The following is a 12448-nucleotide window of genomic DNA, read 5'->3' on the forward strand; positions in this document are numbered from 1 at the left end:
TTATTTGCTTTTGTACATCATGTCAAAGATCTTGTCGAGAAATGAATCTCTTTTGTGGAGAATAACGGATTCGAACCGTTGACCCCCTGCGTGCAAGGCAGGTGCTCTAGCCAGCTGAGCTAATCCCCCGAAATCATTCAGAAGCTTTCCGCTGTGGTGCTTCCTCATTATTCGTAGTCCCAGGCAGAGTTGAACTGCCGACCTCTACATTATCAGTGTAGCGCTCTAACCAACTGAGCTATAGGACTGTCGTTCAAAACCGCCTGCCTTTCGGCCCGGCTTCTTTCTTTATCTCTTAAAATCTATATTTTAAATTAAACAATATACCGTAGTACAAGAAATCCAAACCAAGAACGGAATCGCTCCAGAAAGGAGGTGTTCCAGCCGCACCTTCCGGTACGGCTACCTTGTTACGACTTAGCCCCAGTCACCAGTTTTACCCTAGGACGCTCCTTGCGGTTACGTACTTCAGGTACCCCCGGCTCCCATGGCTTGACGGGCGGTGTGTACAAGGCCCGGGAACGTATTCACCGCGCCGTGGCTGATGCGCGATTACTAGCGAATCCAGCTTCATGGAGTCGGGTTGCAGACTCCAATCCGAACTGAGAAGGGTTTTGGAGATTAGCATCCTGTTGCCAGGTAGCGACCTTCTGTACCCTCCATTGTAACACGTGTGTAGCCCCGGACGTAAGGGCCGTGCTGATTTGACGTCATCCCCACCTTCCTCACATCTTACGACGGCAGTCTCAATAGAGTCCTCAGCATGACCTGTTAGTAACTATCGATAAGGGTTGCGCTCGTTATGGCACTTAAGCCGACACCTCACGGCACGAGCTGACGACAACCATGCAGCACCTTCACAGATGCCATTGCTGGCTATGATGTTTCCACCATATTCATCTGCAATTTAAGCCCGGGTAAGGTTCCTCGCGTATCATCGAATTAAACCACATGTTCCTCCGCTTGTGCGGGCCCCCGTCAATTCCTTTGAGTTTCACCGTTGCCGGCGTACTCCCCAGGTGGAATACTTAATGCTTTCGCTTGGCCGCTTACTGTATATCGCAAACAGCGAGTATTCATCGTTTACTGTGTGGACTACCAGGGTATCTAATCCTGTTTGATACCCACACTTTCGTGCATCAGCGTCAGTTGTACCCCGGTAAGCTGCCTTCGCAATCGGAGTTCTTCGTGATATCTAAGCATTTCACCGCTACACCACGAATTCCGCCTACCTTATGTACACTCAAGAAAAACAGTATCAACTGCAATTTTACGGTTGAGCCGCAAACTTTCACAGGCTGACTTATCTTTCCGCCTACGCACCCTTTAAACCCAATAAATCCGGATAACGCTCGGATCCTCCGTATTACCGCGGCTGCTGGCACGGAGTTAGCCGATCCTTATTCATAGCATACATACAAAAACCCACACGTGGGTCACTTTATTCTGCTATAAAAGAAGTTTACAATCCATAGGACCTTCATCCTTCACGCTACTTGGCTGGTTCAGGCTCGCGCCCATTGACCAATATTCCTCACTGCTGCCTCCCGTAGGAGTTTGGTCCGTGTCTCAGTACCAATGTGGGGGACCTTCCTCTCAGAACCCCTATCCATCGAAGACTTGGTGAGCCGTTACCTCACCAACTATCTAATGGAACGCATCCCCATCCATAACCGATAAATCTTTAACTTAATTAGGATGCCCTAATAAAGTACCATCAGGTATTAATCTTTCTTTCGAAAGGCTATCCCTGAGTTATGGGAAGGTTGGATACGTGTTACTCACCCGTGCGCCGGTCGTCAGCGGTATTGCTACCCTGCTACCCCTCGACTTGCATGTGTTAAGCCTGTAGCTAGCGTTCATCCTGAGCCAGGATCAAACTCTTCATTGTAAAAGTTTCTTTTTAATTCTGTTCAGGATTCCGATTCTTATTTTAATATCTCATCCTATAAGGAGGGATATTGACGGTTTGAATCTTTTTTACTAAAATATCTCGATTAACATCGAAACATTATAGCTCTTGTACTACTTGTATTGTTTATATCTAAATCTTTTCAAAGAACGATCAGTTGCTTTAATTTTTCATGCCTCACTTCTGAGGCGAAAGCGGTTGCAAAGATACTAACTTCAGGTAATATACTCCAAATTTTTTAAGAGTTTTTTTATTTTCATCTGAATCGGCTCATGCAAAACTGCTATCATTATGTCAACTTACTGCCTTGTTTCTCTTGCAAAGCGGGTGCAAAAGTAGACCTTTTATCTATACGAACCAAATCTTTTGTGACTCTTTTTTGAAATAAATATCAATCTATTTTGCAACACACTGATTTTTATCAAATTACAAATAAATAAATTTTAAAGGATTTTCTGAGTTATGTCACCAAACCTGTTCCTTTTACAGAAAAACAAGATCCATGCACCACTATGAGCAACCGAAAGTGGAGCTCAGAATGGATCTTAACTCCTTCAAACACCCTCAATCGGCCATCGGTATAAAGACATTTATCTTATATATTAAAGAAGACTTCTATTGAGAGGCTTTTGTATATTGGTTATTAAGGCTGATATCATTAAAAGGCATATAGCAACTTATTATATATAGAATAGTTTATTTGGTAGCAATATATAATAATCCTCAGTAAGACATTCTTGCTGTAGAATCTATCGGGAAGAAACTGTTCTGTGTAGTTGGGTGAGGTGAAACAACTCTTGGTTTCTAATCCACCTTTACCTCTATTATATCATTAAGATCGGTTGTAAAATGCTTGGAAATTTTTTCTTGCTTCATCTTCCAGACACGAGTATCCTGTGAAGCCAGCCTGATCTTTTGTCTTCCATATTTCGCATTCACCTTGTCTACTGCCGCCATCAGAGGAGCATGTCTGGAATCAGAGTTGAAGAAGAGCGACCGTTGAACATTCTTTTCCTGCACAAAGTCCATCAGTACCACCCCTGCACGCTTGTAGAGATACCCCTTCCTGTATATTTTCTTAAGCCCTTCGACTGCAAACTTCACAATCTCCATGGACGAAGAGGTGGCAAAAGGCAGCTTCACCACAATACTGTTAGTATACTGTTCATCCGGTTCTCGGAATCTATTGGTTTCAATGAATACAAGTAGCGACTGACATAACGAATGTTGCTGTCTCAATTTCTCTGCCCCTACAACGGAGAAGGTGGTTATTCTTTCGTTCACCTCCTCAAACTTTCCGTATTCGTGTTCAAATGTCCGGGTGGTGGCTATACTCTGCTTCAGCTCCACCGGTTCCATCTCCAGCCTCGATATTCCGTTAAGCTCGTCCTGCAGTCGCAACCCCACAATCGTCATATATTTCAACACCCATGCTTTGCTCAGCTGCGTAAACTCATAGGCAGTGGTTACCCCTTGCGCTTTCAGTTTTTTCGATCCTCTTCTGCCTATCCCCCATACGTCCTCCACCGATAGCCATTTCAGAGCCTTGATTCTTTTCTCCTCCGAGTCAATCACGTAAGCCCCTCCCGTCCGTTCCGGAAACTTCTTGGCAATTCTGTTTGCCAACTTTGCCAATGCTTTTGTAGGAGCAATTCCCACGCTGACGGGAATCCCCGTCCATTTCAACACATGCGTTCGCATCTTCAAGCCATACTCGTGCAAATCCAGCTTCACCCCTGCAAGATCGAGAAAACATTCATCAATGCTGTAGATTTCCTGATTGGGGGTGTAACCAGAAAGAATGCTCATCACCCGATGGCTCATATCTCCGTAGAGGGGAAAATTGGCGGAGAACACCTCGATGTGGTGGCGCTCAAAAAGATACTGATACTGATAGGCCGGTGCACCCATGGGGATGCCCAGCTCCTTTGCCTCGTTGCTGCGGGCAATCACACAGCCGTCATTGTTCGACAACACAACGATCGGCTTTTTGCGCAGCGCAGGATTAAAAACCCGTTCGCACGACGCATAGAAGTTGTTGCAGTCAACAAGCGCAAACATTACACCTTCTTAATTACGTAAGAAACAATTCCCCATATCAGGAAGTCATTATCCTTGGTTACCTCCAAGATTGGATACCCTGCATTCGAAGGGATGAGCAAACATTTCTCCTTCTCAATCCGGATGCGTTTCACGGTAAACTCTCCATCTACAAAGCACACGGCTATTCTGCCATTAGCCGGTTCCAGGCTCCGGTCTATAATCAGCAAATCGCCCTCGCTGAGATCTGGTTCCATGGAGGTTCCGTTTACACGGGCAAAATAGGTGGCCGAAGGATGCTTCACCACATACTTATTGAGGTCAATAGCCGATTCCACAAAATCCTCGGCAGCAGAAGGAAAGCCCGCCTTAATCTCGCCTACAAATGGAATTTCAACGGCTTGACTTTTGGAGATCCAATATATTTCTATCTTATTAAAAGCTTTCTCTTCTTTCATTACTGATGATATTTATTATTGCAAAGTTGCACAGAAAATCGGGATATCCAAGAACGATTATTCTTTTTTAAGTAAAGACGGTCTCCTCTTTCGGATTTAGTCATCAACATGAAATCTAATCCGGAAATCCGAAAGTGATATATTCTCATTAGGAGGTATTTACGCTAAATGGAAATAAGGAACTACTTATTTAGAATTACGTCATTAAAACTTTGATAATAAATAAAATAATCATATTTTTACTCAGATAAATAATCTTGCCTGTAGAAAAGAAGGACACAACAAAAGATACCAGATTATGTCAAACATAGAAGAATCAAAAAACATAAGCAATCACATAATACAAGCAGCTGTATTAATTGCCGAAGAACTTCATCGCGGACAAACAGATAAAGCAGGAGTAGATTACTTTGAGAGTCATCTCACAACTGTTGGTGAAGCCGGTGCCAACTGGAAGGAAAAAGTGGTGGGATACCTTCATGATGCTGCGGAAGATACTGAATACAGCGTGGAACAAGTAATGCAAATGCTGAAAGGGAGAGCCGGCAATTTACTGGCGGAAAACGAAGCAAAAGAAATAAAGCTGGCACTTGAACTACTGAACAGTCAAACAGCCTCATCCCGGGAAGAGTACATAACCCGCCTAATGCAGAGCAAACTGGCCTGCCAAGTAAAGTTGAACGACCTGACTCATAACATGGACCTATCTCGCATTGCCCACCCTACTGAAAAAGATTATGCACGGATTAAGAAATACGAGAAAGAATTTGAGCTATTGAAAGATTATTTAAAATAACATATCTATCCTAAAAATAGGCTTAACAGCATCCTCTTTAGACAGCTCATTAAGAGTTTTTTTTCTCTTTTTAATAAAATAGATTATATAACTAATCCTATGCCTGGAGATAGTTTCCAATTCGTTTAAATTATCGCACAATTCCATACTCCATTCATTAATAAGAAAGGTATCAGTAATTAGTTTTATGGGGTCTTATTTTTTATCTAAATAAATACCAGGCATCTCCTGCTGAATCTATTTTCCTCCCTATTTTCAAGTAATATGTCAGTCTGGTTTTGCACAAAGAATTAGTTTGTAAAGACTTTTAGTGGCAGTGTGGCAGAGAAAACATTCTTTTTCTCGTTCCAGAAATCGTAATTCCAAAAAAATTCTTTTTGGAGATTTTTCATTTTCTGAAACCGGATAAACCTTATTTTTACTGACACTACTGACACTAAAATTGTTTACAAGAAAACATACATCCCTAATAGTCAGCTGTTTATAAAAGAAATTATTACGTATATCACCTCAAATGAGTCGACGATTTACACCTTTAGTACCCCATAAGTCAACCAATAACTGAAATCAGGCGATTGAATATGCCTTTCACGCTTTAAGCCTGAAGAGGTCAACACGCTTCATTGTTAGTTATTTATCGTTCAACTATTTATGGGATTAGGAACAATTATAGTTCTCCGGAATCAGTTTATTGCAAACATCGAGACATATTGGCTCAATCATGTACAAGATTAGGGGGTAATCATGTACAAGATTGAGTTCAATCATGTACATGATTGGGGTGAAAGATGTACAAGATTGGGGTAACTATTGCCGTTGTTTTGGTTAGTTTCCACTTACATTTTGATTAGTTCTTCATGAACAAAGAGCAGTCTCTTGCTAAGATTTACCATGTGTAGTTACCGAAACAGGGAAAAGACATATCGTTTTAGTACTGGTATCCGGCTACACAAAAACAGACCGCAACAAACAAAAGCATGCTGTGCTTAGACAGCTTATTGAACAACATCGAACAGGTTGCTGCAATATGCCAAGGGGGTTGATTCTGCATTTAGACGGCTAATTGAACAACCCCTTGGGGGCTTTCAACTCAACAAACAGATGCATACTGCTTTTATACAAGTCGACAGGGCCGCCGACTTCTATCTTAAGCACCACAACAGGCAGAAGCATACTGTTTATAGCCGCTTACATGGCCAAAATCCACTCATTAGCGTCTATTTTTAGGGAGGATTTCACGTAAACAAGTCCTTTGCACCATTTCTTATTAGATACAAACATCTAATTATCAATTATATACAAAATACAGTGGTGTAGATGGTGCACTAAAAACAAGCTTTTTACGCTTCCAGAAAATCATATTTGAAAAAAAATCTTTTTGAAGAATTTTCAATTCTCATTTTTTAGAATCGAAAAACAGTCGTTTTATCTACACCATCTACACCACCGTGAAGCATTGTTAGCCGGTAATGAGCTCAATACATGGTTCAAAATGGTAGTGAAAGCAATTGTCTGCCACCACTACTGTGTTACCCGGAATTATATTACATTGATAATAAACACCATACAGAGTAATGGGTGGCAGAGGTGGCAGAGAAAACATCCTATTTACCTTTCTGTAAATCGTAAATCGAAAAAAAGTATTTTAGAAGAATTTTCAATTTTCATTTTCTGAAACCGTAAAACATCCTTTTTTAGTGCCACCTCTGTCACCCCCTCCGAAAATAAGTATATACATCTTCCTGAATATGCCTGCAATCATGGCATACAATCGTGAAAGCACGGACAGACGAATTGGCGGAATGAAGCAAAAAAAGGGCTAAACTCATACAAGTCTAGCCCTTTTCGATATTACTTAACTTAGGAAGTTTCTAATTGCTGGTGATCACCTGTCCGGCTTCGCGGTAAAGGTCTATCTTTCCATCAAGCAGAAGCGCCACAACAGTGATTTGTGGATCTTGTACCTGCTCGGGAACATCGAAATATAGAATGCCGGGAACACTGCTCCAATATGCCTTACCCACAACCTTGGTCTCCAGCAAAGCACCGTTGCCCACAATCCAGGCACGGTTCACTTTATTCTTAAGCCCCTTCACGGAAATAGGGCCGATAGGTTTGTAAGGTAGATAGATATAGAGGATGTCCTGGTTCTTGTTCAGCGCAGTATAACCCATAACATGACCTTCGGGAATACCCGCTCTTGTTCCGTAGATGGCATCGGCATGTTTCTTGGTCCAACGACCAAACTCCTTCAGGATATCAACCTGCTCCTGAGGAATGGTTCCATCTTCTTTCGGACCAATGTCTAGCAGCAAATTTCCTCCGTTGGAGAGACAGTCTACAAAAGTGCGGAGCAACATGTTGGCCGATTTGTAATTGGTATCTGTGGGAGCATATCCCCAGCTGTCGTTCATCGTCATACACAATTCCCACCAAGGAGATGCCGGACGACGGATAGGCACACCCTGTTCCGGGGTTTCATAGTCGCCATATCCCTGAATGCGTGAGTTGAGAATAACATTGGGATTGTAGGAACGAAGCATCGAAGCCATATCTTTTGCTTTCCAGGTAGCGGAGTTGAAATCCCAGTCACCGTCAAACCAATATAAATCGGGTTTGTATTGTTTGTTCAGTTCTGTCAGCTGTTTTTTGTCGAATTCAAGGAAGCGTTCCCAACGAGCCGGATCGTCCTTTACCTGATAGCGCATAGAAGTGCGGGTTTCATGCGGATAATCCTTGCACGACCAGTCGAGGAGCGAATAGTAGATTCCTAGCTTCATACCTTCGTTACGGACAGCCTTTGTAAAAGGAGTCAGTAAATCGCGGGCTGCAGGGCTCTTCTTCACCAGACTCAGGTCGCTGGCTTGTGTATCCCACAGTGCCACCCCATCGTGATGCTTGGAGGTAATAACTGTATATTGGGCACCGGACTCTTTAATCAGCTTTGCCCATGCCACCGGATCATAGTTCTTAGCAGTAAATCCGTTCAGCTGAGACATGTACTCATCATAAGAAAGATAGCCGTTATAGAAAGACCAGCTCTCAGGAATTCCTCTTACAGCATAAATGCCCCAATGGATAAAAACACCAAGCTTGGCATCCTGGAACCATTGCATTCTCTTCTCCTTCTGTTCTTTCGACTCCTGAAAGGACTGAGCATTACTGGTACCAATTGTGAAAATGGCCAGTAAGGATAATGTGATAATTCTTAGGTTTTTGTTCATAATTTGTTTTGGTTTAGAGGAAGCAAATATACGATTATTTTTTGGCCTCATAAAAAATCGTGAGGGTAATCATCTTTTCGATGTCATCAATGCAATGGAACAGAACAATAATCCACACTATTCTCTTACGGAAAGGGGTGCTGTTTTTTTTCAGGATAAATAGCAAATCAAATAGCGTTTTTACTTTCTTAAGATAACTTTTTGGAGATTGCATACCGATAAAAAAACAGAAAGTGGTATCTTCGGCACGAAAAATAAAGTTATTATCGTTCTCATTGCAGGAGACACCTTTTAACACCAACTATGAACCTAAAGAATTTACAGCTACTTACAACAGGAGCCCTTATCGGAGGAGCTTGCCTCTCTTCTGTCAGTGCACAAGAAAAACCCAATATCATTGTTTTCCTTGTGGATGATATGGGATTGATGGACACCTCTGTTCCTTTTATTACAGACGGACAAGGAAATCCTGTCCGACAGCCTTTAAACAACTGGTATCGCACACCGAATATGGAGCGACTTGCCTCACAGGGTACTCGCTTCTCTACATTCTACGCGCAAAGCGTAAGTTCGCCATCGCGTACATCTATCATGACGGGACAAAATGCCACCCGTCATCGCACCACAAACTGGATTAATTCAGAAAGCAATAATCGTACACCTTTCGGACCCCCTGAATGGAACTGGAAGGGACTAAACCATGCCGACATTACCTACCCTAAAATGCTGCAAAAGGCAGGTTACCGGACTATCCATGTAGGTAAAGCACATTTTGGATGTATGAACAGCGAAGGAGAAAATCCGAAAAATATAGGATTCGATGTAAATATCGCAGGGTCCTCCATCGGGCAACCGGGAAGTTATCACGGCGAGAATGGTTACGGATGGATTAAAGGGAATAAAGAGAGAGCTGTGCCCGGATTGGAAAAATATCACCGCACAAACACATTCCTTTCAGATGCATTAACCCTGGAAGCCGGAGAGGAAATTGCCAAAGCGGTAGCAGAAAAACGACCGTTTTATCTTAATATGGCACATTATGCCGTACATGCTCCTTTCGAAACAGACGAACGCTTTATTGGACACTACACCGCTGCCGATAAGAACGATCAGGCAAAAGCGTTTGCTACGCTTATCGAGGGAATGGACAAATCACTGGGCGACCTGATGGAGAAACTCGAAAAACTGGGAGTGGCACAGAATACATTGATCATCTTCCTGGGAGATAACGGTGGAGATGCACCGCTGGGAGGAGCTGCAGACTATGGTTCATCAGCACCACTCAAAGGCAAAAAAGGATCTGAGTTTGAAGGTGGTGTTCGTGTGCCTTTTATTGTTAGCTGGGCACACCCGGATGCAAAAAACAAATTCCAGAAACAATTCCCTATTGCAAAAAACAAGGTTATGAAACAGATTGGAACAGTAATGGATATATACCCCACTGTGCTTTCCGTTTCAGGAATAAAAGCTCCGAAAAACCACGTATTGGATGGCTTTAGTTTAAAGACATTATTGCAAGGAAAACCGGATAAAAACCATCCGCAAGAGTTCCTGATGCATTTTCCTCACGAGCATCGTGGCAGCTATTTTACTACTTTCCGCAAAGGAGACTGGAAGCTTATCTACCACTACAATCCGGAAAATCCAGGATCTCCCGGCTATCAGCTTTATAATCTTGCAAAAGATGAGACGGAAACAACCAACCTTGTCAAATCAGAACCTGAAAAGCTGAAAGCAATGGTTAGTGAAATGACTCAACGGTTAAAGGCGGAAGGGGCACTCTACCCAGTCGACAAGGATGGTAAAGCGCTGGAACCAATCATTCCGCAATAACAGCCGGAATCATCAGTTGAAAGTAGCGATAACTGATGGCGAATCCATCACGAAGATATGTTTTATCTTAAATAAGGAGAAGAGGGAAGCTAAGAAATTGGCTTCCCTTTTTCTTTTTGAAAAAAAGGGAGTTGTAACTTCTCATTTCTTCAAAAAAGGAATCTGGACATAATAAGCTATATCATTCCAAACATTACTTATCATTCAAACTATTATTTCACATATTTCATTATGTAAGCCTAAAAATATTTCATACATTTGTTCCCATTATATTAAATACGCAAGCATAAAACTTGGGTATTGATAACACAAAATCAGACTATGAAAAGGCGCAAAAGACTACTTTCTTATTTGTTTCTTTGTTTTTGTTATGTTAGCACTTTCGCACAAACAGATGATGACAATGTAATTATCACCAATATGGAGGATGTCTTTACATTTAAACTCAATGATGACAAAAAACTGTTTATTGAAGAAAAGTCTTCAGCCACATATGTATCTGTAATATCCAAGGAAGTTTTTTTAGCCAAATTCTACAATGAATACTCGGAAATAACAAATATCAAGGTAGACGGATTAAAAAACGTTAGACCTCAATACAGAATGTATCAGAAAGAAGGTTTATTTTATCACGACTCTAGAGTCTGCATAATAAATTTACCATTTACTCAGAAAAATAAGATTGCAGAAGTCTCTTATAAAAGAATCTTTCAAGATCCTCACTATTTTACTACAGTCAATCTATCCGAGCAACAATTTATACAGAATAAGATTGTAAAATTAATTGTCCCCTTTTGGATGGACATTGACATCCAAGAGAAGAATCTTGGAACAAATATAAAAAAAGAAGTCATAGCAGATGAGAAGGCTAAAACTCATACATACATTTATTACATTGAAAATCAAAAAACAGAAAAAGAAGAGCCTAACAGTCCGGGATATTCATATATCTGTCCTCATTTAAGAATCATATCCAAAACAGCTACTATCAACGGATCAAAACAATCCATTTTTGATGGGCTTGAAAGTCTTTACAAATGGAATCACGGTGCCACTCTTCAGGACAGCAGTGATTCAACGGTTATCTATAATAAAGCTCAAGAAATAATTAAAGAATGTACTACTCCGGAAAGAAAAATCAAAGCTATTTATTCATGGGTACAGGAAAATATTCGTTATATTGCTTTTGAGTATGGAATTTGGAGATTCAGACCTGCTGACGCACAAGATGTATTGCAAAAGAAATATGGCGATTGCAAAGGAATGTCCAATTTATTAAAGTCGCTGCTTGTTGCAGCTGGTTTTGATGCACGGCTTGCATGGATAGCCACCAATGAAATTGATTTCGATTTTTCAACTCCATTACCCATTTTAGATCACATGATCTGTGCCCTGAACTGGAACAATAAGTTCTATTTCCTTGATCCTACAGTGAAATATATGCCGCTTGGCGAATATACTCAGTCGATACAAGACAGAGAGACAATGATAGAAGATGGGGATAACTATCTAATAAAACGTGTTCCCTCCATCTCCCCTATCCAAAACAAAGATAGCATATCGTGTGAATATACAGTTATAGACAAAACGTTGAGTGGCAAAGCTGTCAACTCCTTTCACGGGGAATCAAAGCAACTTATCTTGTCGCTACTTCACTCTAAAGAAAAAGACAAACAGGATTATGCAATAAAGAGATTTCTGGAAAAAGGAGAAGCGCAGGACGAGGTGTCCAATATCATTATCACTGGTACAGAACCCCAATCGGACAACCTCTCCATCAGTTATGATATAGAGCATAAATCTGCCATACAGGCCATTAATGATGAGCTGTACATCAGTCTGAATTCCGCAAAAGACTATGAAAATTTGGCCATTGACACTACCAAACGTGAAAATGATTACCTGTTCTCATTTAAAGAGCACATTGTTCGGCAAATCACGCTTCACATTCCTTCGGGATATAAAGTAACCGAACTTCCTTCCGGGTTAACAATCAAAAACAACAATCTTTTTTTTACAGTTTCATATATCCAAACAGATAACAAAGTCATCTATCGAAAAGAAATAACCATGGTTGATCCATGGGTAAAAAAGAGTTGTTTTAAAGAGTGGAATAACCACATCTCAGCTATCCGAAAAGCTTATATGGAACAAATAACCTTAAAGAAACTATAAATACATATAT

6 protein-coding genes, 2 tRNA genes and 1 rRNA gene are annotated in these 12448 nt (G+C 41.2%); 3 read left to right on the top strand and 6 right to left on the bottom strand.

Annotation, left to right across the window (positions count from 1 at the left end; genetic code table 11):
* Positions 1-55: 55 nt before the first annotated feature.
* From ABWU87_RS08735 to ABWU87_RS08755, 5 genes are all read right to left on the bottom strand, one after another.
* Positions 56-129: transfer RNA gene (locus tag ABWU87_RS08735), tRNA-Ala, on the bottom strand.
* A 45-nt stretch (positions 130-174) separates the two neighbouring features.
* Positions 175-248, bottom strand: a tRNA-Ile gene (locus ABWU87_RS08740).
* Positions 249-368: 120 nt separating this feature from the next.
* A 16S ribosomal RNA gene (locus ABWU87_RS08745) occupies positions 369-1891 on the bottom strand.
* Between the two features lie 825 nt (positions 1892-2716).
* On the bottom strand, positions 2717-3973 hold the full coding sequence (locus ABWU87_RS08750; protein ID WP_353329943.1) for a Y-family DNA polymerase: 1257 nt from the start codon (positions 3971-3973) through the stop codon (positions 2717-2719).
* The gene (locus tag ABWU87_RS08755) at positions 3973-4410 is read right to left on the bottom strand and encodes a LexA family protein (RefSeq protein ID WP_353329944.1); all 438 of its coding nucleotides are present in this window, start codon (positions 4408-4410) and stop codon (positions 3973-3975) included. Before ABWU87_RS08755 ends, ABWU87_RS08750 begins: the two co-directional genes overlap by 1 nt.
* A 298-nt stretch (positions 4411-4708) precedes the next feature.
* On the opposite strand from ABWU87_RS08755, the gene ABWU87_RS08760 reads away from it, so the two are divergent.
* The gene (locus ABWU87_RS08760; protein WP_353329946.1) at positions 4709-5206 is read left to right on the top strand and encodes a phosphohydrolase; all 498 of its coding nucleotides are present in this window, start codon (positions 4709-4711) and stop codon (positions 5204-5206) included.
* Positions 5207-7077: 1871 nt separating this feature from the next.
* Here the strand turns inward: ABWU87_RS08760 and ABWU87_RS08765 are convergent.
* Positions 7078-8430, bottom strand: a complete 1353-nt coding sequence (locus ABWU87_RS08765) for an alpha-L-fucosidase (RefSeq protein ID WP_353329948.1) — start codon at positions 8428-8430, stop codon at positions 7078-7080.
* A gap of 303 nt (positions 8431-8733) precedes the next feature.
* On the opposite strand from ABWU87_RS08765, the gene ABWU87_RS08770 reads away from it, so the two are divergent.
* Together ABWU87_RS08770 and ABWU87_RS08775 are read left to right on the top strand one after the other, a co-directional pair.
* Positions 8734-10263: a sulfatase gene (locus tag ABWU87_RS08770; protein ID WP_353329950.1), complete on the top strand. Its 1530-nt coding sequence runs from the start codon at positions 8734-8736 to the stop codon at positions 10261-10263.
* Between the two features lie 321 nt (positions 10264-10584).
* Positions 10585-12438, top strand: a complete 1854-nt coding sequence (locus ABWU87_RS08775; RefSeq protein ID WP_353329952.1) for a transglutaminase-like domain-containing protein — start codon at positions 10585-10587, stop codon at positions 12436-12438.
* The last annotated feature ends 10 nt before the right edge of the window (positions 12439-12448 follow it).

The sequence above is a fragment of the Bacteroides sedimenti genome (assembly GCF_040365225.1).
GTDB classification, from domain to species: Bacteria; Bacteroidota; Bacteroidia; order Bacteroidales; family Bacteroidaceae; genus Bacteroides; species Bacteroides sedimenti.